General features: G+C 50.9%; 21 protein-coding genes and 1 pseudogene. 13 read left to right on the forward strand and 9 right to left on the reverse strand.

Features of this window, described 5'->3' with window-relative positions; all coding sequences use genetic code 11:
* Positions 1-14 precede the first annotated feature (14 nt).
* Together arsN2 and ACQY8X_RS02970 are read right to left on the reverse strand one after the other, a co-directional pair.
* The gene (arsN2, locus tag ACQY8X_RS02965; protein WP_428033650.1) at positions 15-446 is read right to left on the reverse strand and encodes an arsenic resistance N-acetyltransferase ArsN2; all 432 of its coding nucleotides are present in this window, start codon (positions 444-446) and stop codon (positions 15-17) included.
* Between the two features lie 195 nt (positions 447-641).
* Positions 642-1,103 (reverse strand): MarR family winged helix-turn-helix transcriptional regulator, encoded by a 462-nt coding sequence (locus ACQY8X_RS02970; RefSeq protein ID WP_428033651.1) that lies wholly within the window; start codon positions 1,101-1,103, stop codon positions 642-644.
* Between the two features lie 117 nt (positions 1,104-1,220).
* Between ACQY8X_RS02970 and ACQY8X_RS02975 the strand changes: the two genes are divergently transcribed.
* Positions 1,221-1,646, forward strand: a complete 426-nt coding sequence (locus ACQY8X_RS02975) for an organic hydroperoxide resistance protein (protein WP_428033652.1) — start codon at positions 1,221-1,223, stop codon at positions 1,644-1,646.
* A gap of 619 nt (positions 1,647-2,265) precedes the next feature.
* Here the strand turns inward: ACQY8X_RS02975 and ACQY8X_RS02980 are convergent.
* From ACQY8X_RS02980 to ACQY8X_RS02990, 3 genes are all read right to left on the reverse strand, one after another.
* Positions 2,266-2,679, reverse strand: coding sequence for a hypothetical protein (locus ACQY8X_RS02980; RefSeq protein WP_428033653.1), 414 nt, complete (start codon positions 2,677-2,679; stop codon positions 2,266-2,268).
* 94 nt (positions 2,680-2,773) lie between these two features.
* Positions 2,774-3,028 carry a hypothetical protein gene (locus ACQY8X_RS02985; RefSeq protein WP_428033654.1) on the reverse strand — a complete coding sequence of 85 codons (255 nt, stop codon included), beginning with the start codon at positions 3,026-3,028 and terminating at the stop codon, positions 2,774-2,776.
* 125 nt (positions 3,029-3,153) lie between these two features.
* Positions 3,154-4,002, reverse strand: coding sequence for an REP-associated tyrosine transposase (locus tag ACQY8X_RS02990; RefSeq protein WP_428033655.1), 849 nt, complete (start codon positions 4,000-4,002; stop codon positions 3,154-3,156).
* A 174-nt stretch (positions 4,003-4,176) separates the two neighbouring features.
* Here ACQY8X_RS02990 and ACQY8X_RS02995 point away from each other — a divergent pair, with 174 nt between their 5' ends.
* From ACQY8X_RS02995 to ACQY8X_RS03015, 5 genes and pseudogenes are all read left to right on the forward strand, one after another.
* On the forward strand, positions 4,177-5,028 hold the full coding sequence (locus ACQY8X_RS02995; RefSeq protein WP_428033656.1) for an AraC family transcriptional regulator: 852 nt from the start codon (positions 4,177-4,179) through the stop codon (positions 5,026-5,028).
* Positions 5,029-5,442: 414 nt separating this feature from the next.
* A complete protein-coding gene (locus tag ACQY8X_RS03000; RefSeq protein ID WP_428033657.1) occupies positions 5,443-7,746 on the forward strand; it encodes a TonB-dependent siderophore receptor in 2,304 nt (767 codons plus the stop codon).
* A gap of 58 nt (positions 7,747-7,804) precedes the next feature.
* Complete coding sequence (locus ACQY8X_RS03005; RefSeq protein ID WP_428033658.1) at positions 7,805-8,236, forward strand: hypothetical protein; 432 nt, start codon at positions 7,805-7,807, stop codon at positions 8,234-8,236.
* Positions 8,223-8,630, forward strand: a complete 408-nt coding sequence (locus ACQY8X_RS03010) for a hypothetical protein (protein WP_428033659.1) — start codon at positions 8,223-8,225, stop codon at positions 8,628-8,630. The genes ACQY8X_RS03005 and ACQY8X_RS03010 overlap by 14 nt, the downstream gene beginning before the upstream one ends.
* Positions 8,631-8,732: 102 nt before the next feature.
* Positions 8,733-8,897: pseudogene (locus ACQY8X_RS03015) on the forward strand (tyrosine-type recombinase/integrase); the annotation flags it as partial.
* Positions 8,898-8,944: 47 nt separating this feature from the next.
* On the opposite strand, the gene ACQY8X_RS03020 reads toward ACQY8X_RS03015, so the two are convergent.
* From ACQY8X_RS03020 to ACQY8X_RS03030, 3 genes are all read right to left on the reverse strand, one after another.
* Positions 8,945-9,523 (reverse strand): PhnA domain-containing protein, encoded by a 579-nt coding sequence (locus tag ACQY8X_RS03020; protein ID WP_428033660.1) that lies wholly within the window; start codon positions 9,521-9,523, stop codon positions 8,945-8,947.
* Positions 9,524-9,633: 110 nt separating this feature from the next.
* The gene (locus ACQY8X_RS03025) at positions 9,634-11,571 is read right to left on the reverse strand and encodes a prolyl oligopeptidase family serine peptidase (RefSeq protein WP_428033661.1); all 1,938 of its coding nucleotides are present in this window, start codon (positions 11,569-11,571) and stop codon (positions 9,634-9,636) included.
* Between the two features lie 324 nt (positions 11,572-11,895).
* Positions 11,896-13,149: an OprD family outer membrane porin gene (locus ACQY8X_RS03030; RefSeq protein WP_428033662.1), complete on the reverse strand. Its 1,254-nt coding sequence runs from the start codon at positions 13,147-13,149 to the stop codon at positions 11,896-11,898.
* Between the two features lie 710 nt (positions 13,150-13,859).
* Between ACQY8X_RS03030 and ACQY8X_RS03035 the strand changes: the two genes are divergently transcribed.
* From ACQY8X_RS03035 to ACQY8X_RS03065, 7 genes are all read left to right on the forward strand, one after another.
* The gene (locus ACQY8X_RS03035; RefSeq protein WP_428033663.1) at positions 13,860-15,029 is read left to right on the forward strand and encodes an ABC transporter substrate-binding protein; all 1,170 of its coding nucleotides are present in this window, start codon (positions 13,860-13,862) and stop codon (positions 15,027-15,029) included.
* A gap of 168 nt (positions 15,030-15,197) precedes the next feature.
* Positions 15,198-16,064 carry a branched-chain amino acid ABC transporter permease gene (locus tag ACQY8X_RS03040; protein WP_428033664.1) on the forward strand — a complete coding sequence of 289 codons (867 nt, stop codon included), beginning with the start codon at positions 15,198-15,200 and terminating at the stop codon, positions 16,062-16,064.
* Complete coding sequence (locus ACQY8X_RS03045; protein ID WP_428033665.1) at positions 16,048-17,730, forward strand: ATP-binding cassette domain-containing protein; 1,683 nt, start codon at positions 16,048-16,050, stop codon at positions 17,728-17,730. The genes ACQY8X_RS03040 and ACQY8X_RS03045 overlap by 17 nt, the downstream gene beginning before the upstream one ends.
* Positions 17,727-18,437 carry an ABC transporter ATP-binding protein gene (locus ACQY8X_RS03050; RefSeq protein ID WP_428033666.1) on the forward strand — a complete coding sequence of 237 codons (711 nt, stop codon included), beginning with the start codon at positions 17,727-17,729 and terminating at the stop codon, positions 18,435-18,437. The genes ACQY8X_RS03045 and ACQY8X_RS03050 overlap by 4 nt, the downstream gene beginning before the upstream one ends.
* Before the next feature lie 93 nt (positions 18,438-18,530).
* Positions 18,531-20,132, forward strand: a complete 1,602-nt coding sequence (locus ACQY8X_RS03055) for a GMC family oxidoreductase (protein WP_428033667.1) — start codon at positions 18,531-18,533, stop codon at positions 20,130-20,132.
* A 251-nt stretch (positions 20,133-20,383) separates the two neighbouring features.
* Complete coding sequence (locus tag ACQY8X_RS03060) at positions 20,384-21,277, forward strand: helix-turn-helix domain-containing protein (protein WP_428033668.1); 894 nt, start codon at positions 20,384-20,386, stop codon at positions 21,275-21,277.
* A 130-nt stretch (positions 21,278-21,407) separates the two neighbouring features.
* Positions 21,408-22,208, forward strand: a complete 801-nt coding sequence (locus tag ACQY8X_RS03065; protein WP_428033669.1) for a winged helix-turn-helix domain-containing protein — start codon at positions 21,408-21,410, stop codon at positions 22,206-22,208.
* 64 nt (positions 22,209-22,272) lie between these two features.
* Here the strand turns inward: ACQY8X_RS03065 and pqqE are convergent.
* Positions 22,273-23,384: pyrroloquinoline quinone biosynthesis protein PqqE (gene pqqE / locus ACQY8X_RS03070; protein ID WP_428033670.1), on the reverse strand; the 1,112-nt coding region annotated here is incomplete at its 5' end.

Here is a 23,384-nt window from a genome sequence, read left to right on the forward strand (position 1 = left end):
ATCGCCTGAACCTGTCATAGGGCAAGCCACATTGTAATCGCAGAGCCTGGGCACAGTTCAGAGAACTGCCTGGTAGACCTTATAGGCTCTGGACAGTTTGAGCGAACACACTCTGAAAAACCTAGTTTTTTAAAATAGTCTGATGCGGTGGTGGTGAGTAGATAGAGTGCTTCTTTACCTTGCGCCAATGCCTGACCGTAAACCATTTGGAATATGCTCCTTGCTATACCTTTACCTTTGAATGCCGGTGAAACCGCAAAAGAGCGCACAAGAGCATAGTTACCACAACTTTCAAAACCACCTACCCCCACTAACGTTCCCTCAGCGAAGGCGACAACAAAGTTTTCTATATGTAGAAAGCAGTCACTTGCCGGTAAATCATAATACCTTAGAAGCGTCCCGATTTCGGCTAAATCAGATTTTTCTGCTTGTTTATATTCGATCATCTGGCCCCCCCTGTCAGAGCAATAACACCCAATCACCAGACCAGCATAGTAGAACCACGTTTGCGGCATAAGAGCGCAGGATAGATTATAAGACTTCCATAGTCCTCTAGCTCTTCACTTATAGCGGCCCCCGCACACTAAACGTGCGATGAAAAAACCGTTTTAGTGTTGCTTAACTCCCAAGCCCTTGTGTTGTTAATGCTCTTTTCGTATTTCACACAACGCCTGATTAAGACCATTACTAACCTTATCCACCAGGCGCATCAGCTCTAGCGCTTCTTCGTTGCTGATATTATCGAAGTTACAACGCATTTTTTGCGGGATGGCTAAGGCCTTTGTTTTAGCCGCTTTGCCTGCGGGCGTGAGTACCACTCTTCTTACGCGCTTATCGTTTTCATCACTGGCTACGCTAAGTAACTTTTTGCCACTAAGTTTTTTCAGGATGAGGCTCATGGCACCACCGTCAATGCGGGTTTTTTGCAGCAACTCATAGATAGTAACGTTGTCAGACTCCCATAGCGCCATCATCACCACATATTGCGGGTAGGTAATGTCAAGCTCGCTCAACAGCGGCCTGTAGGCACGTGCGAAAGCATTGGCAACGGTATAAAAGCGATGGCAGATCTGCTTATCGAGTTTAAGTAAATCATCATTCATATGGCGTGAACTCCCTTTAATTATTATTTTGCGCGCAAACTACTTGATCTTCAACTTAAACATCCCTAGTATTTATTTTGTATGCAAAATATTCTTATACAATATCTGGAGACTACTATGGCATTGGATCAAATACTTTATACTGCAAAGGCAACAGTCGCAGGTGGCCGTGAGGGCTCCGCTAAATCGGATGATGGTCGTCTGGATGTAGACTTATCGGTACCGAAGAGCCTGGGCGGTGATGACGGCCAGGGCACAAACCCTGAACAATTATTTGCTGCTGGCTATGCTGCGTGCTTTACCGGTGCCTTAAGAAAGGTAGCGGCTGAACAGAAAGTTAAGTTACCCCGTGATATTTCCATCACAGGCGAAGTCGCCATTGGCCCTAAAGGAGCAGGCTTTTCTATTGCTGCTAAATTGACTATTGATTTAGGTGACATGGATAAAGAGCAGGCACGTGCCATAGTCGATGCGGCGCATCAGGTGTGTCCGTACTCAAACGCTACGCGTGGCAACATTGATGTTGAGTTGGCACTTGCTTAATCGTGCCGATTACATCGCTGTTAATGAGTTTATATCCAGGTTTGGCTCACTCGTTATCGTTTAAGCGACTAACAAACATGGCTTCCTAAGTAGCCATGTTTGTTATTACCCAGCGTCTTTTCCATCGTGATTTCAAACAACCAGAAGATATAAGCAACTTTCGCCATCAGATTTTTCAGGCACTGGGTACTACCAGTCCCAGCAGCCAAAGGCTGCGACAACAGCGCCTTGTTAAAGGTTGCTGCCGCTAGATATAACACAGGACATTAAACCTAAAGGAATCACGATCACGAGAAAGTGACCTAAACTTATATTCCAGATTCCCTTAAACTCCTTTAAGCCTACCGCCGCAAGAAGAGTTTAGTTATAGGTGAGATTATTTACTTTCTTTATATAGAGAGAAAGCGCCGCAGCTCCTCCCCAGAAAATTACCATTGCTAGATTCCACGCCCATCGATTAGCTTCAATTAGCCTATCGATGTTCATTATACCTTCACTTTCCATTATTCAATGACCGTTTAACGGTTCGTGATAACCGGCGGCGACGCGAACTTGCGTGAACTACCGCAATTTGGTCTTGTTTTTCAAATTACCACAGACACATTTTCCGTCCGGTTGATTAGTTTGTTAGATGCCTTTTTCTGAACGAGTGATACAGGTACTTTGAAGCGACAATTAGTGGACCCAAGAAGCAAAGGATAAAATAAAAGTCTTTTGTTTCATTTGGTTCCGATATAAAAATTGCTATGTACGCAATTGGTAGCGCGGATAGCATGCCCAGTGACAGTAGTGTTAAATGCACTTTGCCGGGCTTGAAATCGGTTTTAAATGCGTTTTGCAAAACAACTAACCAAAGCCCGATTATGCCTGCAAGTCCCAATATTCCTAAAATGCCAAATGGATTAAAAATATTTTCCCAGCCGTTTGCTGCCCCGAAGATGCTGAACATTGATCCGAGGATTGCGGCAGGAGCCAATAGTGTTGCGGGCAAAACACCGACAACCATTTCAAGTATGAAAACTGCTATTTTCATAAATTCACTCTTGGCCAGTTAACGCCAGGCGCAGCGGACACCTTGTAGCGACGAAGGAGCGGAAAGGCGCTCCGACAGACTGCGTTTGTTAAATTTATGGCCGACATTCTAACCAAACCCTTTCTTCCGGGTGATGCTCCGCAATCGTTGCCAGAGCACCATCTAGCTCTTCGTCATTTGCTGGGTCTATTTCATAGCTGAAGTTTGTAATATCTATATCCATTTCTCTATAGCGACCCAACTCAGATTCACTCAAGACATTGCCGCCAACCCAAACAGGATACTTACCTGTTTTAATCACTGGCTCCAACTCTCGAAACCCTTCTTTTGTAACTGCAAATATGATCATAGGAATTTAAAACGTTTGCCATGAACCGCGCGAGGTACGAGCGTCGGTTTTGATGGCGTTGTTAGTTGCTTATTGTACATAGGATAAATTGCCATCTACAAACCCTACAGAAGGGCCAACGGGGGTCAAGTCTTGTATTTTGCATCTCTGTTCACCGCCCTGCTTACCGTTGAATAACTGATGCCGAAATGCTCCCCTATCTCTTTCAGCGTATAGTGCTGACTTTGATAGGCCTTGATCATTGCTTCGTTTCGATCAGGAAATTTTTTTGCATAATAGGATAGTGCCTTCAGTGGTCCGCTTTTCTGTAAGCGCGGGATCTCTTCTAATGACTGATCAGGTTTCAATTGGCATTGAACCTCGTCGACAAAAGCATCCGAGCCCAGATAGACCTGATTTTTTAATTCCTCCCAGGGTGAAGGCTGATTAAGGCCATCATCAACAAATAGACGGTACATCTGTTGCGCTTTTTCCTGTTTTAACCCAAACACTGACAGCACCGCTTCAAGCGTCAAACAGCTACGGGGCTCACTTAATCCCACCATTGCACGGTAACTACTCCATGGCCACTCTTCTGCGTTGTACACCATTCTTGCCCGTACAGGGTTAAGAACAATGTAACGACTCAATTCCTGCAGGTAGCTATCTTTCTCAACCAGAATGGCTTTGTATCGCCCCTGAAAAAGATGCCCTACCCGACTATGAGTTCTATTGATGTATTGGGTAAACACGCCATTCAGCTGGCGCATTCCTTTAGAAAGGTTTGCATCTGCCGTTTCAATTAATAAATGGTAATGATTATCCATCAGACAGTAGGCATGACATGCCCAGTTAAAACGATTACATACCTCTGCAAGCAATGTTAAGAATGCATCGCGATCTTCATCTGAGAAATAAATGGGCGCTCGCGCATTCCCTCTGGCCGTAACGTGATACAGCGCGCCTGCAAATTCAATTCTTAAGGGTCGAGCCACAACACAAATCCTGATGGTTACCTACCATTCAACTTAGTAGTATGTTTGCAAAATGCAAGACCTGACCCCGTTCATTCTCTGACAGGATAATTGGACTCCATTGCATCATTTCGTCATAATATTTTCCAATCCGGCCATCGTGCCGTACCCTTTATCCGAGGCTCAGAACTTACCATGCCCAGCATTGCAATCACCGATCTGATCACAACCCGCGACGTTGATAACGTCCCCCGGACCGCTGTTGCTCTGGGCGCCACATCGGTAACAGAGGACTGGGAACATGCGAGCCATCAGCATCACAAGGCGCAACTGCTGTACTCTGTCCGCGGCATCCTCAACTGCAAAATCGCAGATGGCGTCTGGATCGTGCCGCCGCAATGCGCTGTCTGGATACCGGGAAACCTGCCCCACTCGGCCTGGGGATCGGGTGAAACGGAATGTTATTGCCTGTTCGTTGAGCCTGATGCTGCACCGGATCTGCCAAAAACCTGCTGTACAATTTCGGTATCGCCGCTGCTACGCGAGTTGCTGCTGAAGGTGACCAGCTTTCCTGAGTTATACCCGCTGGGTGGACGGGAAGACCGACTGATTGCCACACTGCTCGACGAGTTGGCGTCGGCTCCGGTAGAAAACCTTCATCTGCCCATGCCACAGGATCCGCGATTGCGTCAGCTCGCGGAAATGCTGCTGTCCGACCCCACAGACAAAACCTTGAAGGGAGACTGGGCTAGCCGCATTGGCATGAGCGAACGCAACATGAGCCGGCTCTTGCAGCACGAAATCGGCATGAGCTTCGGACGGTGGCGCCGACAACTGCATGTCATTCTTGCACTCCAGCGTCTGACCCAGGGCGACAGCGTGCAGACAGTGGCGTTGGAATTGGGTTATGAAAATGCCAGCGGCTTTGTCACTATGTTCCGCAAAGCGGTCGGTAAGCCTCCAGCGCGTTACATATCGGAACGCAAGACCGACAGCGATACGACTACTGTACCTGGCATCATACTTTCAGATCATGATCTGACCTGACTGGCTTTTGCAACAGAATGGCGTTCATGCTTTAACAGACAGTCCGCCGACACCAGAGAAACCTCGATAGTGATCTGTTTAAACCGCTAGTGCCTTAAACCCCGACATCAGAACCAGAGTCCTGTTGCCGATTTGATGTCCGGTGCTCCGGTGCCTTTCCCTTGTCAGAGCCTTTTCCTGCACGGGTCATTCTATCATGAATTGTTATTGAAGCACTGGAATCTGTTCAGCTACAGCCCAGCGCTACGAATGAATTCTGCATTGCGGGATCAGGTCAATTTATTTTGCAACACAGCCAGCAATCCTGAAGCACTCAATTTGGCCTGAATGAATAACAATCCGGCCTGATTTCGCCATCACACCCTGCAATTTTATTATTAAATAACGCCTCTAACTGCAAATGGGTATCATTTAATGATTTATTTCAAAACAACAGGAAAGTTTCGCCGGTCAGTTGACGGTCGGGAAGAACCTGCGGCCTATCCTCTATCCGGTGGGCTATATAAGGGCGCCAGCAGAAGCGCACCCCGCACCGTATTAAGCTCAGCGGTGGCTGCAGTTGTGCTCATCAGTGCGCAGAGCGCATTCGCCGCTGAGTCAGAGCAGATCCAAAACAAGGATAGCAAAAAAACCTCTGAGACAACGCTCAGCTTACCCGCCATGATGGTAACTGGCAAAGGTACTGACGCCTACTACACCATGGGTGAAACTGAGACAGAGGCCGCGACACGCCTGCCGCTGTCGCTGCAAGAAACACCGCAGGCGGTCACCGTGATTACGCGCCATCGCATTGATGACCAGCAGTTGAATTCGGTACAGGAGGTGCTGGAGAACACCACGGGCATCGCGTCGAAGCAGTCCGACAGCGAACGGACAAGTTTTTATTCACGTGGTTTTCGGATCAACAACATTCAGTACGACGGCATCCCCACGGATGTCGGCGACATCGTTAATGGAAGCGGCATTGGCTCTCTCGATACCGCATTCTATGAGCGTGTCGAAGTCGTGCGCGGCGGCTCCGGCTTACTGACAGGCACCGGCAATCCCTCGGCTGCCATCAATCTGGTACGCAAACGACCAACCCGTGACTTCTCGGCAGCCGCCTCACTCGGCGCAGGGAGCTGGGATACCCACCGGGGCATGGCCGACATATCAACGCCGCTAACTGAAGACGGTCGCATTCGCGCCCGTATCGTGGGGACCTATCAGGGCGGGCACTCATACCTCGACGGCTACAAACCGAAGCGAAAAGGCTTCTACGGCATCATCGAGGCAGATCTGACCGACGACACAACGCTGAGCCTGGGCTATGACTATCAGGACATCACCCCGAAAGGTGCAACCTGGGGCGGTTTGCCACTATGGTTCAGCGATGGTACACAGGCGGAATATTCACGCAGCAAGAACTACGCGCAAGACTGGAGCCACTGGGACAACACCCTCAAGACGGCGTTTGCCGAATTCGAGCACTTTTTCGACAACGGCTGGAACATCAGGGCCACCGCTAACCAGTACCGCACGGAATATAATGCTGAATTACTCGGTCTGGTCGGCCGCCCTGATCGCGCTACGGGACTGGGCTTCTACCCCTCCGGGGCCTACCCGGTCGCGCTGGCTTCCGAAGGTCGCAGCCGTCAAAACAGCTTCGATGTGATGGCAAGCGGCCCCTTCGAACTGCTGGATCGCCAACACGATCTGGTGGTCGGGGCGACGCGTTCGCGCCGGACGGTCAGCCAGGACGATATCGCACCGTTCTATGCTGGCATTACGCCAGTCAATGTCTATGATCTGGGACCGGCCTTTCCCCGCCCTGACTTCGATAGCATGGCTTCGGTAGCAACCCACACCCGGATCAGGCAGAGTGGTGTCTATAGCGCCGCCCGGTTTGCCCTGGCTGATCCTCTGAAACTCATTATCGGCGGCCGCTTCAGCAACTACGAAATCGATGACGATGTCGGTGGCTCGTCGTTGCACTACAAAAAGAGCGGTGAATTCACCCCGTATGCGGGCCTGGTTTACGATATCAACAAGACCTATTCGGCCTACGCCAGCTACACAAGCATTTTCAATCCGCAACCCGACTATCGCGACAGCAACGGCAATGTGCTCACGCCATCAAAAGGGAAAACCATGGAAATCGGCCTCAAAGGCGCTTACATGGACGGGCGTCTGAATGCATCGGTAGCCTTATTCGAGACCAGGCTGGACAACGCGGCACAGATGGTCGCAGGAACCTATACGCCAGGGGGTGCCCAGGCATATCAGGGCGCTGATGGAACGAAATCCCACGGTATCGAGCTGGACTTGCAGGGCGAGCTGGCAGCGGGTTGGAACATCTACGCAGGTATCGCCCACTTCACAGCGGAAGATGGCGATGGTGTTCGTCTGAATTCGAAGCTACCGCGCACCACGGCCCAGCTTTTCAATACCTACCAGCTGCACGGCGACTGGAATCAGTTGACGCTCGGCGGCGGCATTCAATGGCAAAGTCGCTTCTATCAGTCGCCCAATACGGGTACCAGCACATTAGGCGGGGAACAGCCTTCCTATGCTCTGGTATCACTGATGGGGCGTTACGACATCACCAAGAAGGTCAATCTGGCGGTCAACCTCAACAACCTGTTCGACAAGAAGTATGCACTACAGAAAGGCGACTTCGACACCGTCAGTTATGGCGCACCGCGTAACGTGATGCTAACCCTGAACTACAAGATGTGAATGTGCCCTGAGGGCACATTCCCCTTTCGAATATTCTTAGCTTATAAGAGAGAAAACTATGTCATCCCAATCTAATCTCTGCCAGCACCACAGGGTCGCCCTGTTCTGGCTGACCACCGGCATCGGTGCCGTACTTTTTGTTACCTTCCAGTTATTCTTTTACGTAAACGACTTTGTCAGAGCGCAGGGAGCGACACCGGCGATTACGTTTGAACCCGACGTACTATGGGTGTTTCCGGCGTACTATGGCTGTTGGATCATCACGATGCTTCTCGCGCTGGCAGGAACCCGTAAGACTCAGTGGGTTGTACTGGTTCTCGGCAGTCTGATGGTCGCCCTGAATACCCTTGGCGGAATCGCCGACGGGTTGCGCGACGGTTGGTACGTTGGCTTCTCAGCCGTTTTCTTCATCACCCTGCCAGGCCTGTTCGCCATTGTCACCACCTGGCGCCACCTCAACAACAAAGGAGCAAATAATGTCGATGAATAGCTCGGATTTTCCCTTCGTCTGGATGAGTTTCTCGCAACAACCGGGGCATGATCAGGAAAAGGACTTCGAAGAGTTCGAAGCCAATTTTCAGCGCGGCGAACCCTTCGTAATATTGACCGATACCGCTCCGGGTGAAGGCCACGAACACTCACCGGAAGACAAGAAACGCACAGCGCTCTGGATGAAAAAGCACAAGGCTGAGTTACGTAAACAGGTTCTGGCCACGATTCTAATCGAACCCAGCCCAGCCAAACGGCTCGGCATCAAGCCATTTGCGGTACTCTTCGCCAAGTTCTGGGGCTACCCGCTGATACTTGCTGCGTCGCGCGAAGAAGCGATGACCATTGCCAGGGGGTTGCTGTCTGAGCAATCCACACCCTCCCCTGCGTCTTAGCATGTTCGACGCCAGTGCTCATTGAGCACTGGCATCTCATACTTTTGTAAACGGCATCCCTGTCCTGCATAGTCACTTAAGAACCTTAAAACGGCGTCTTGCCACAGTCTCCGACATAGTTTTGCGACTCATCTGTTGGAACGTGGTGCCGATATACGAACTGTTCAGGAACAGTTAGGTCATTCGGACGTAAGAACGACGGAAATTTACACCCATGTATTAAATCGTGGAGGACGCGCTGTTGTCAGCCTCCTGGGCGACCTTTAAACACAAAAAACGCGCCCTGAGGCGCGTTCTTAGCATTCATAACCAAATCAGGATTTCTTCACAAACTTGGTCAGAATCACAATGCGGGTGCCGTTGACACGGCCTTCGATATGTTCTGCGTTATCCTGCACCAGTGAGATACCCCGCACAGCCGTGCCCCGCTTGGCGGTGAAGCCAGCACCTTTCACATCGAGATCTTTGATCAGCACGACGTTATCGCCAGCTTCCAGAATGGCGCCATTGCTGTCGCGGTGGATCACTTTTTCAGAGTCATCCAGGTGGTCGCCGGTAGCTTTCGCCCAGAGAGACGTTTCATCATCCAGATACATCATATCCAGCAGGTCCTGCGGCCAGCCCTCGCTCTTAAGACGGTTGAGCATCCGCCATGCAACAACCTGCACCGCTGGCACCTGGCTCCACATGCTATCGTTCAGACAACGCCAGTGGTTAGCATCCATAGTTTCAGGGTTTTCGATCTGACCTTTACAGGTGCTGCACACCAGTACAGAGTCATCGACGCCACCCAGAGAACCTGGCGGCACTTCGTATACGCTCAGGTTATCAGTCGCGCTGCACAGCTCACATTTAGATTCGCTGCGGTCCCGTAGGGCTTGTTCTGTACTCATGATCACTCCAGTAGTTTATTCATGACAGTTAGTCACGATACCTCTGCCTAATGGCAGCAAGATTAAAGACGATGTTGTAAAGTCGCGCATTGTACCAGAAGATTAGCGCATCAGGTCAGAAGACGACGATAAAATTTCAGTTCAGATTCAAGACTGTGAAGCTGATTTTCCGCCTGACGAAAGCCATGTTGCTCTTCAGGATATAGATGATATTCAACGGGAACTTTATTGTTTCTCAGGGCGCTGACCATTACTTCTGTCTGCTGTGGCACCACCACCCGGTCTTTGCCCCCCTGAAAAAAGATCATCGGGCATTTAATCTGCTCGGCATGTTCCAGCGGACTACGCTGGCGGTAGAGATCGGCTTCTATCTGGGGATCACCAATCAGCCAGTCAAGATAGTGGCTTTCAAACTTATGAGTGTCCCGGGTCAACGCTAGCGGATCACTGACACCGTAATAGCTGGCCCCGCCTTTAAACCGGTCACTGAAGGTCAGCGCACAGAGAGTGGTATAGCCACCGGCACTACTGCCACGGATAAAGACATTATCCGCATCAATCAGGCCTTCCGTCGCCAGATAATCCACTGCGGCCTCAGCATCCTGCCAGTCGGTCTGCCCCCAGCTACCCGCTAAACGTAAGCGATAATCCCGCCCATAGCCGGTGCTGCCGCGATAATTAAGATCAACCACGGCAAAACCCCGGCTGGTCCAGAACTGGATTTTGGGATTATAAACGGGATAGGTGGCTGCTGTGGGCCCGCCGTGGCTGAACACAATCAGGGGTGGCTTTTCTTTGTTATCAGCGGGCGGTTGCGGCAGATAAAGAAAGCCGTATGCTGTTTCACCGGCTACCGGATAGCTAACTGGTTGTGGCTGAACGGGTTTCAGCGCAGGTTGTGAGCCGCCTGCGATCACGGTGATGCCGGTGCTCGTATCTGGCTGGCACTCCAGAATCGCGGGGGCCCGATCATTCGCCGCGGCGATGCAGTAAATCCGGCCCTGAAAACAGCAGAGATGACGGAACAGAACATAGTGCTCAGCCAGCCTTGTCTCCACAACTTTCTCATCATCTGTCTCTGAACCGATCACTAACCGCCCTTCTCCCTGCGCCATATAACAGGCAACCCAGCGGTGGTTATCCAGCTGATCCCAGGTCGACACGCTCAGCTGCCACTGGGGAATACCGAAATCGTTAGACCGGGACCAGACCGGCCGGGCAACCCCTGGTTCTGATGCTGACCGCTCCCCTCCTTCTGTTATACCGGACTCAGGCACTTCGCCTTCACTATTCACCTCATCAAAAAGATAACGGTATAAATTCCACCAGCCACTTTTATCGCTTATGGCAACCAGCGCGTTATTCTGAAGAAAGCGGGGCTGTTGAATGGATTCTTCGGTTACTTCTCCCGCGACAATACGATGGTCAATTAAAGATCCGTCTGTATGGATGTTGGCGCGGTTGAGCCGGGTGCTCACCCAGGGCATATGGGGGTGATTCCAGCTTATCCAAGCCAGCTGACGACCATCATGGCTGAGTGTCGGTGATGAATAGAAATCATCGCCCTGCGCCAGCTTGCTCACCTGCCCGCTGATAATATCAACGGCCACCAGGCGGTGACAGGGTTGTGTCGGATCGTCAGTGGCTTGTTCCTGAACAGCGAGGATACGCTGAAAATGCGGATCAAACAGCAGATCGCCATAGCGGCAGTCGGGGGTATTGGTGAGTTGTCGAGGTGGCTGAAGAGTGCTTTGCAGCCAGATCTGCTGATCAGAGGCATTCACAAAAGCGATCTGTTGACCCGCTACACACCAGCTTTTGCCCCCATATTCATAAACACCACTGCGGACACTAAAGCCCGGTGGCGTCAGACAGTGAATCTGGCCATCCCAGCTACGCTGAATCAGAAGGTTCCGCCCGCCATCAGCAGGCCGGTATTCTACCCAGAAAAGGCCCTGATCACAGGCGTGCAGCTGACCATATTCCAGCCCGGCTGCTACGGCATCGGCGGCACTGAGAGAGGATTGAAAAAAACCATAACGGGTCATATCAGGGAGACTTCCGCACTAACGATAGAAGCCTTCAGGCTAGCATATCCGCCTTTGATGAGCACCGTTTGTAACGATCAGCACGGCTGATCAGCGCGCTTATTTCATGGAAGCAGACCCTGGGGCGGAAGCTAAACCTCAGAAGCAGGAGACAGTTCTTGAAGGAGGGGTTGTACGAAACTGCGCTGCACCTGAGGCTTAACTCCATAAAATAGCAGCATGATCGTCTGATGACTTTGCCGTCCCGAAGCGGGACCTGGCGGTCCCACCCCATGCAACGATCAGCTGCTTTTATTGGAAGCGTTAAATCACTTCCAATATGGATCAAAACTGAGTGGTATAGGTCGCCACTAAGCGGTTTTCCATATAGCCATCAGTAAAGCTCTTCTTGATGTCGATATTCTGCCATTGCAGTCCAAGGCCCTTCAGCATCGGATTCTGGAACTGATAGCTGAGCACGAAATCACGCTCTGACTGCCAGGCATTGTCATCGATTACCGCACTACCAGGACCACCGGCATGAATATCAATATCGGTACCTTTTATGTACTGGGTGAACAGATTCAGGCCCGCTGCACCCGCTGCCGTAAAGTCATAGCCGTAGCGGATTCCCATCGACTTTTCATCCGCGTTAATAAACGCAGCATTACTCCAGTGCAACAGGAACGGCTGAGGCACATAACCATTCAGTGTTGGGAAGAACCAGTCGCTATCCATCTCCTGATAACTAACGGCAAGCATATGACTACCACTGGTAAAGGTTAAACGGGCACCTAACGCACTGCCGTCAATCGAACCGTACAGGGCTTTACCTTCATCCTGGTTATCAAAGTAACGGACATCGGTTTTCATATTGATGCTGTCGGTCAGCGCCATCTTGTGCTCGATACCAAAATAGTTCTGGGTGTAGATATCTTTCAGATTGCCATAAAAGTAGGTGGCCGACAGCGCATCTGATAGCTGATAGGTGGCACCGGCAAAATCCAGCCCATCGGAACGTTTACCGTTAAAATTAGGGTAGAGGTACATCTTCTCTTTATCGGACGAGTTGCGGGTTACCACTTCCCAGAAACGGCCAAGGGTCAGCGACAGACCGTCGATCTCATCAGACTGCAACACTGCACCTTCATAGATAGTGTCCAGCTGACGACTGGTATCATCCCAGGCAACCGGCAGGTGGGGTCGGTGATCACCAATTTTAAGTTCGGTCTTAGAATATTTCAGTTTAAGGGTGACACCGGCACGACCATAATCATCCTTCGCTTCCTGAGCAAAAGTGTCATAAGGCAGAGTGCCATCATTACCCTCAGAGTGAAATTTATAGGCTTGCTGACCCGACGCATCCAGGCCAACCTGAATAGCGGTATCGGTATAGCCCGAGAAATACTGTACGTCGATGCCCTGTGACCAGCTGCCTACATCTGGTGTCGTGCCATCAAAATCGCGATTCAGATAAAAGTTTCGCAGATCTAACCGCACCACACCGTCCTCAACAAAACCTGCATACGAAATGGCAGGGATAACGCTGGCTATTGTCGTTAGCAGCATTCCGGATTTAATGATATTACTTCTCTTCATAAAGTATCTTCCCTTCTTGTAGATACAGGTTTTTTAAACTCTCCGTCTGTTCAATATGTGCGTCTTAAATGAATTCCTTATCTGCTGACAAATCCTTTCACTCTGGCAAAGCCAGTTATCAATAACAGAGAGATCGAATTAAAACTAAGGTATATTCGACAACACACCAAAACAGCTAATTACTGATTAACGCCTGCAACTAAAAACAAGTTTCAACCGTTAAAATCGGATAAATCACTTTCAAACCGAGCGTCAAAACAATAAGACAAACATCTCATTTCAGAGTTATGACGAAGTATATGCAGCTATTTCAGATGTATCGTCTTTTTTTGAAATTATCTCTATTTGATAATTCTGTCAATTTTTTATTTACATATTATAATTTTAATGTCATAAATCTCATATATTCAAAATACAACACAAGAAGCGATTAGTAGTTACATATACAATTCTGTTACATATCTATGCCATATCGCCCAATAATGATGCGAAACAGTTTGTACAAACCAATAACATTAAATCAGCGAACAAAAACAGATCAGATATATTAAAAAACAAAATAAACCAGACAAATAAATAACAATTTACTTACATTTTATTAACAATTTAATTAATAACGCACAAGAAAAGTGCGCCTGTATAAAAAAACCAAAACCTATGCTGGGGTGACATTAAGTAACCCTGAAAATGACGGAGAAACATTGATGATCATGAAAAACTTCACAAAAGTCTGGGGGTTCTCATTAACTCTCGGAACAATCGCTCTGGTCGGAGCGGTACACGCCGATGAAGGCCCCATCAAGGTTGGCTCACTGGCAACATTATCTGGCGCAATGACCCTGCCTGAATCACCGGAAGCTGCACGTGCAGTGTTTGATCGGGCCAATAAAGAAGGCGGTATTCAGGGCCGGAAAATTGAGTTTATCGTCCAGGACGATAAAGGCGATGCCGGTGCGACAGCCCAATCCGGCCGCGAACTGGTCGACTCTGAACAGGTTGTAGCATTTGCCGGGTCTGCCAGCCTGCAAGACTGCGGTGTTAACTCAAACCTTTATGACCGGCGCAAAGTTCTCTCTATCCCCGGGGTTGCCGGCGAATTCAGTTGTTATATGAAAAAAGCCTTTGCCCCGGTTAGTGTAGGACCGGCCCGGGGAACTCTGGCATCCCTCTACTTCGCATCGGAAGTCATCCACAAAGACAAAGTCTGTGCCTTCCTGCTGGGAATTCCATCCCACAGCGCAGGAAACCAGTGGGCGGTTGATGAGTACAAAAAACTCACAGGCAAAGAGCTTCACCTGCTGGATACCAGTGTGCTGCCAAACGATGACATGACTCCCCATGTGCTGCGTGCGAAAGCCGCACAGTGCGACTCGATCGTATTTTCCGGTGCCGAGCAGATGGATCTGGCCTGGCTGAAAGCGATGCAGATGCAGGACTTTACCGAGGCGACTGCCGTGTTCATGACACCCGCATATACCTCAGGATTTGCGGCTACCACCAGAGATTACCCAGGCGAGGTTTACGCCAACTCAGAGTATGAACCGTTTCTGGGTGACAGCGAGTCACTCAATGACTGGCGTGCACTGATGAATGAGTCAGGCGTCAATCTGTCATCTTTCGCTCAGGGTGGTTACATCTCTGCCACCCTGCTGCTGGAAGCGATGAAAAGGATTGAAGGCCCGATCACCCGGGAAAGTGTGACCGCGGCGCTGCGCAGTTCAACCGGTGATAAAGCACTGACAAACCCGATGATGGGACTGCCACTGGATGTGGCGGCTAAGGCCGACCATATCTCTAAGTCTGCTACCAAGTTTGTGAAACTTGTCGACGGTGACTGGGAAGTTGTGACACCAGACTTTCTCGTTATCCAGACCCGGTAATGGTTAAGGTGCGTTCTCTGGTTGGCGGCTTCATCACCCAAAAACCGTTTGAGAACGCACCGCTCTGTTAGCTGACGTCGACATGGTGCAGGAGATGCTCTGACACCATCAGGACAGCGGCAATGTGAGTTACTTTTTATTGTTTCAACGGTTTCATCGAGGAAAACTATGTTAGATATTCTGGCCTCGGGTCTTGTTATTGGTGCTGCTTACGCATCATTAGGGTTATGCATTACCCTGTTATCCCGTATGGGCGGGGTCGTCAATTTCGCGCAGACGGCCATAGGGCTGCTCGGCAGTTATCTGTTTCTGGTGCTGTCTGATACCCCGCTGCCACTCTGGCTGGCGGCACTGGCGGGCATTATTTGCAGCGCGCTGGTTGGCGCATTTTCCGGCGCCATTATGTCACGCTGGTTTCATGACGCCGATGTCGGTACCCGTTCATCGGTTGCTATTGCGATGATGATTGGTTACCTCTCTATCGGTACCCGACTGTTTGGCGATAGCCCACGTCAGGCACCTGACCTGTTCGACAGTCTTGGTTTATCCCTGGGTGCAGTCAACATCAGTGGCGGCCTGGTGGTTTCACTGATTGTCTCCATCCTTATGGCAGCGGGATTGCACTACTACATCAACAACACTCACACCGGCACCCGGCTGCAGGCTTTTGCAGCCAAATCGGTTACCGCAGAGTTGATCGGCATCCCTTCTGACCGGCTGACAATTATGATCTGGTCTCTCGCGGGGGCGATGTCGGCACTGGCATTGTTAATCATCATGACCTCCTCTGCCCGTAATGCTAATTATGCATCACTGAGCCTGCTGATTATTCCAGCACTCTGTACCGCCCTGATCGGTTCGTTTCACGGGTTTTATCTGACCCTGTCTGGCGGTTTGTTACTGGGCATTCTGGAAGCAGCAACGTTGTCCTCGCCAACCACCGCCCCCTATGCCCAGACAATCTACCTGCCGGTTATTGTACTGATTCTTCTTTGGACAAAACGTAAGGATAAATGGGATGGTCAACGTGCTTAAACGATATGGTCTTCAGGGCGAGATAGCATTGCTGTTACTGGCAATAGCGAGTTATTGGCTGTCACCCTACTACGCCTATATTTTTACCTCGGTGCTGGTCACTGCGATCACCTGCCTGAGTATTGGCGTCACCACCGAACGGGCAGGCATTATCTCCCTCTGTCAGGTGGGTATTAGCGGTGTTGCTGCCTGGGTCACGCTCTATCTGGGGTTTAATTTCCCTCAGCTTCCAGTGGTATTGATTCTGCTGCTAAGCGGCATAGCCTCGGCGTTTGTTGGTCTGTTGCTGATTCTGCCAACATTAAGGGTACGGGGGATAAATCTGGCGATCATCACTCTGGCTTTCGCCCTGACGATCAACATTGTTCTCACCCGCATTGAGTTTCCAGGGCTGATGGAAGGTTACAGTTTTGAGTTGCCGGAATGGCTTTATGATGAGTATGCCTTCCTGCTGTTTACTATCGCGGTCACAGCATTTCTCAGCCGGATGATCGTCTGGATTGAACAGATCCCCTTTGGTGCGGCCTGGTTTACCATCCGTTACAGTGAACGCGCTGCCGCCTCTCTGGGTATCCATGTCTCTGTCAGTAAAGTCAGTGCCTTTACCCTGGGTGCCTTCATAGCCGGTATTGCAGGCTCTTTGTTGGCAATGCAGCTTGGCAGCGTCACCGCTAACAACTTTCTTCCCTATGGATCACTGCTTATTTTTGCCCTCGCGATTCTGGCTCACTCACGCTTTCTGGCTGGCGCGCTGATTGCCGGTATGCTGACCTGGTTCACACCCCAGATTCTGAGCCTCCTGGGGCTGGGTGAATGGAAAGACATTGCCGACCTGATCTTTGCCGTCGGTGCGATCTACGCGCTGACTAAGCATAACCAGAAAACGGCGCCACACAAGGATGCCGCCTCGGCCGTTGCGGTTAACAACAGCCCCGCTACGCTTTCTACCCCGATGGTTCGTTCTACCGCCAGCACCCTGACGCTGAAAGATATCAGCCTGAACTATGGTGCAGTAAAAGCGCTGGACAACGTTAACTTCTCGCTGAAACAGGGCACTGTCACCGGTCTGGTCGGGCCAAACGGGGCGGGCAAATCATCTCTGGTGGACGTCATCAGCGGTTTTACGCCCATTAAGGGGGGCAACATCAATATCGATACAAACCCACTATCCTCACTCCCCGCATACCAACGCGCCCGCATGGGACTACGCCGCACCTTTCAGCAAGGCCGCGCCGTACCTGAACTGACGATACGACAATATGTTCACCTGGCGGCACGTAATGCCTATGACGTCCACCTTCTGGACGAGATACTTGAGCTGTTGGGCTGCCCGGATAAAGACACCCTGATCGTTCAGGTGGATGTGGGTACCCGGCGTCTGGTGGAGATCGCAGGCGCACTGATGTCCCGCCCCCACATTCTCCTGCTGGATGAACCCGCCGCGGGTATGAGCACGATGGAATCCGACCGGCTCGCCAGTGTCATCCGGCAGATTCCGCAACTGTTTGGCTGCAGCGTGTTGCTGGTTGAGCACGATATGGCACTGATCCGCTCCGTCTGCAGCGACCTGATCGTGCTTGAGTTTGGCAAGGTAATCGCAGCTGGCCCCGTGGAAGAGACACTGCAGATTCCTGAAGTTGTAGAAGCCTATCTGGGAGCAGCATGATGAAAGGGTTAGAGATTAAAAATATCTGTATCGAACGCAGCGGAGCCGAGATCGTTCGCAATCTGTCTCTTGAGGTTCCCAGTGGCGAGGTAACCGTCTTGCTGGGGCCCAACGGCGCCGGTAAAAGCACCCTGTTGGATGCTATCAGCGGTGTTATTCCGGCGCTGGAGGGCGAGATTTTTCTCGATAGTCAACCGCTCCACAACCTTAATCGTCTGCAACGGGTGAATGCGGGCCTCAGCTATGTGGAACAGGGGCGGCAGATCTTTTCTCACCTGACGGTGGAGCAGAATATTCGGGCTGCCTGTGATAATCAGCAACTGGCCGATGCCGGTATGGCAACCACCCTGTCGATGTTCCCTGAACTGAAGAAACGCCTGAACACCGCAGCGGGGATGCTGTCCGGCGGTGAGCAGCAGATGATTGTGCTGGCCCGTTCGATTATCAAGCAACCGAAAGTCATTCTTATTGATGAGCTGTCCCTGGGGCTGGCCCCCATTATTGTCAGCCGCTTTATGCCACTACTGACCGAGTTAAAGCAGACCGGCATGGCGGTTTTACTGGTAGAGCAGTATGCCAATGCAGCCCTCGAAATCGGTGACCACGCTGCGGTTATCGTCCATGGTGAGAAGGTACTCTATGAGCCCTGTGACGGACTAAAACAGGATCAGCAGCGACTGCATAACGCCTATATGGGCAGTCACTAACAATCGCAATAGCACCTGCCTCCAGCGCAACAGTCTGATCACGATGGCAGGTGTATTCAGACTTTAAAGATAACTTTGCAGAAAGGTTTTAGTATGAAAAATGAATATGATTACATCGTCGCTGGCGCAGGTTCCGCTGGCTGTGTTGTCGCTGCGCAACTGGTCCGCCAGGGAGCAGGCAGCGTTCTGCTACTCGAAGCTGGCGCGAAAAATGACGGATTACTCTTCACTATGCCCGCCGGCGCACTGAAGATATTTCAAAAGGCCTCCTGGGGTTATGAAACCCTACCGCTGAAAAATGCTAACAACCGCGAAATGCTGATCGCTCAGGGTAAAGGGCTGGGGGGTGGCAGCGCGGTTAACGGCATGATCTACATGCGCGGTCAGAAAGAGGATTACGATGACTGGGCAAACCGTTGGGACTGTGATCAGTGGTCATATAACGACGTACTGCCGTTTTATCGCAAAGCGGAAAATAACGAGAGTTTATCCGGGGAGTTTCATGGTAATGAAGGCCTGTTCCGTATCAGTGATAACCGTTACCGTCATCCGTTAACCATGGCGTTTGTCAAGGCAGGTCAGGAGATCGGTCTGCCCTATCTCAATGATTTCAATGGCCCCACCACCGAGGGGATCGGTTTTTACCAACTGGCTACATTCAATGGCACCCGCGGCAGTACCTCGCGCACCTATCTGGCAGCGGTTAAAGACAACAGTGCCATCGAGGTCGCCACTGGTGCTCTGGTACACAGAGTTATTATTGAACAGGGGGTCGCTACCGGTGTTGAACTCAGCATTAAAGGTGGCACCCCGGTCACCATTAAGGCGCGCAAAGAGGTGATTATCAGCTCTGGCACCTTTGGCAGCCCGAAAATACTGATGCTGTCCGGTATCGGCCCGAAAGCACATTTGGAATCACTGGGTATTCCGGTGGTGGCTGACCTGCCAGTGGGTAAAAACTTCCATGACCACCTGCACCTGTCGATCAACGCCACCACCAAAGAGAAGATTTCACTGTTTGGCGAAGACAAAGGCCTTAAGGCGATCCGTCACGGGCTTGAGTGGATGACACTGAAAACCGGCCTGCTCACCTCCAACGTCCTCGAAGGTGCCGGGGTGGTTGATACCTGTGGTCAGGGACGTCCTGATATTCAGATGCATTTCCTGCCGGTACTGGATAACTTTGATAATACTCCCGGAGAGAAAGAAGCCGCGGCAGATCACGGCATCTCAATTAAAGTTGGTTATCTGCAGCCCAAATCACGTGGTGAGGTGCGCCTGAAAAGTACCGACCCGCAGGACCTTGTTGAGATCGATGCTAACTTCCTTGATCACCCCGACGATCTGGATGCACATGTACGTGCCACCCGACTGGGGCTGAAAATGATGCAAACCCCGGCACTGCAGAAGGTGATTGATAAAGTGATTGTGCCCGAAGCGCTTGATCCGGATGATACTGAGGCCATCGAAGCGTTTATTCGGCGCGATATCAAAACGGTATACCACCCTGCGGGTACCTGCTGTATGGGTAACGACCCGGCAACCTCGGTGACTGACCAGCAGTTGCGGGTCCACGGTATTAAAGGGCTGCGAGTGATTGATATGTCGATCTGCCCCCAGGTTCCCAGTGGCAATACCAATGCGGTGGCGGTGATGATAGGCGAACGCGGGGCTCACTTTATAACCAACAACTGACCTGCCCCCCGGCAGAAACAGTGCGCCTGAGCTGCGCATCAACCATAGAAGGCTGCATTCGTGCAGCCTTTCTTATTGGTTAAAAGCCTTCTGCATAGACAGCAGACAGGCAGCCCCCCCTTTCAAGCCCCTTTTCAACCATTAGCCCGGTGTAATAAAGATGATTGTAAATAGATTGTATTGAAAACACTTTTCTCATATTATGAGAAATCATTAAAACCTGTCTGATAATAAATCCGGATCGGTATTCTATGGCTGATGAAACATTTCAACTGATCACACCTGAAGAGCGGCTCAGAAGAGCCCCCTTTGCACCCAGCAATACCAGTGCAGAGCAACACTTCAAAAATATCCGCCTGGAAAATTATTCTCAGTTACCCCTTGTCGACCTCGAAATGCCCGCGATGGACCATCACGTGCTGATCTATAACTACAACCCCCCCTCATCAGAGGTCAGATTGCGCTGTGGCGGCGTTCACTATAAAGGGGTCTGGCAGAGTCAGATGCTCTCACTGGTTCCTGCTTTTCAGGATAATCGCTGGCTTATTCCCGAGCCGCAATCCGGCTCGCTGCATATTCTTTTCCCCCATGAGGCGGTGAGAAAAGTGATAGAAGAAACGGCTAATCTCAGCCCTGATTCACTGGAACTGCAATCGCTGTTTCAGTCTGATGATCCGGTTCTGAAACACTTATGCGAACTGATACTCGGTGAAGTGAGCGCTGATTTTTCCAGTGGCAACCTGTATATGGAAAGCCTGGCGAATGCATCGATAGTACATCTGCTGAATCGTTACTCCAATAAAGCGGTAACAGACCAGCAGGATGGCAAGATAAACCGTAGCGGGCTGCAAAAGCTGGTTGAATACATCGACCGGAATTTAGCAGAAAAGATCAGCCTTGACCGGCTGGCCGAGATTCTCAATATGAGCAGCTATCACTTCAGCCGCTCGTTTAAAGCCAGCACCGGCTATACCCCACACCAGTTTGTACTGATGCGCCGCACCTACAAGGCGCGTGAACTGTTGCTGGATAAGCGCCTGACACCGGCGCAGATTTCCCAGCTGACCGGGTTTAGTGACCAGAGTCACCTTAATAAACAGTTGCGCCGGGTATTCAATCTGACCGCCAAACAGATTCGCGCTTAAGCCCGCGATTTTTTACCAAAATGTAGCACGTTTTTACCATACCTCTTGCCACGGTTGGCTCTAAGATAGTGACATAGATCAATTTTCAAACACCCTCTTAAATAAAAAGACTATAAATAATTGGATGTCTATGAATATAACCATTATCAGTGACCAGACCAGTGGCACCCTGTTCAACCTGAACAGCAACAGTGATTTCGATATCGAAACCTACCGTAATACATCGAGCTGCCATATCAGTAATAAGACCGATGTCTTTATTGTCGATAACTCCAGGGCAGCCCGTTTAGACTTCAGAGCCGCCAGAGAACTGCGGACTAAAAGTCGCGGTGGCATCATCATGATCGGCCCTAAAGCCAGCCCTGATGACCTGATCATCGCGTTGGAGCTGGGTGCCGATGAATACATTACGCCTCCGATTAACTGCCGGGAACTCTCAGCCCGCATTCGTAACCTGGGACGCTGGTCCCGCCTCAGCAGTAGTACACTCCAGACCTTGCCGACAGCGCAGGATCTTAGCCACAGCTCTATCAGCAAAGCAGAGACAGCCTGTCAGCTTAGCGGTGAAACGATTGCAGAAATAAACAACGACAGCATCTCGCCAGAAAAAACAGCCGGGGGACAGATCATTGAGTTTGCCGGTCGCCGTTTAGACCGGGTCCGGCAGATGGTCAAACCGGAAACCGGCGACTGGATAAAGCTGGCGAAAAAAGAGTTTGCCCTGCTGAATATTTTTCTCAGCACCCCCAATGAAATACTCCCGCGGGAACAACTTCTCGAGCAGCTTTACAACCGTGAATGGCACCCGGCAGATCGCAGCGTTGATGTGATGATCGGCAAGCTGCGCAAAAAACTCGATGATCACAACAAAGAACGTGGACTGATCACTACCGTCTATGGCGTTGGATATGTGTTTGCCAGCGATAACTGATCGCCTGAGCGTAATAGCGTTTCACCCGCTGCCTGGCAGTGGGTGAACAAGCAGGCCACTTGCCTCAGCTTTTGCAGAACACCTTCGAGTTGCGCTCGTTACGGTAGATCGGTTCTTTGTGGGAGGGTAGCTCAGCCTCTTCGCGGGCCTGAATAATCAGATCGTGATGGGGTGATTTACTGCACACCGGGTCGGTATTGTAGGCATCGCCGGTCATCATAAAGGCCTGACAGCGGCAGCCACCAAAATCCTTCTCTTTTTCATCACAGCTACGGCACGGCTCTTTCATCCACTCATAGCCACGGAAATGGTTGAAGCCATTGGACTGGTTCCAGATAGCCTCGATACTCTGCTGCCGCACATTGGGGAACTCAATCGGCAGCATTCGGGCACTGTGGCATGGTAACGCGGTACCATCCGGGGTGACTGTGAGAAATACCTGGCCCCAGCCATTCATGCAGCCTTTGGGACGTTCTTCGTAGTAGTCCGGGGTGACAAAGATAATCTTGATCGGATTGCCTTCCGCCGCCAGCCGGTCACGGTATTCATTGGTGATCCGCTCCGCCCGTTCCAGTTGCGCCCGGGTGGGCAACAGATCGTTACGGTTCTCATACGCCCAGCCATAATACTGACAGGTGGCCAGTTCGACGTAATCCGCTTTCAGCTCAACACAGAGTTCGATAATACGGTCGATCTGATCGATATTATGCCGATGGGTGACAAAATTAAGCACCATCGGATAACCCTGAGCTTTCACTTCACGGGCCATCGCCAGTTTCTGCTTAAACGCCTTTTCCGAGCCCGCCAGCAGATTATTCACCTCAGGGTCCGCCGCCTGGAAGCTGACCTGAATATGATCCAGCCCCGCCTCGCGGAAATCGGCGATCTTACGCTCATTCAGGCCAACGCCGGAGGTGATGAGGTTGGAATAGTAGCCCAGATTACGTGCTTCCCTGATCAGCTCGATCAGATCCTGACGCACCAGAGGCTCGCCGCCGGAAAAACCCAGTTGAGCAGCGCCCAGTTCACGGGCCTGCGTAAACACATCGATCCACTCAGCGGTCGTCAGCTCTCCCGTTTTACTGGCAAAATCCACCGGGTTAGCGCAATAGGGACACTGTAGTGGACATTTATAGGTCAGTTCAGCCAGCAACCAGAGCGGCTGACCGTGGCCTG

The sequence above is a fragment of the Amphritea sp. genome, assembly GCF_050300915.1.
In the GTDB taxonomy this organism is placed as follows: Bacteria; Pseudomonadota; Gammaproteobacteria; order Pseudomonadales; family Balneatricaceae; genus Amphritea.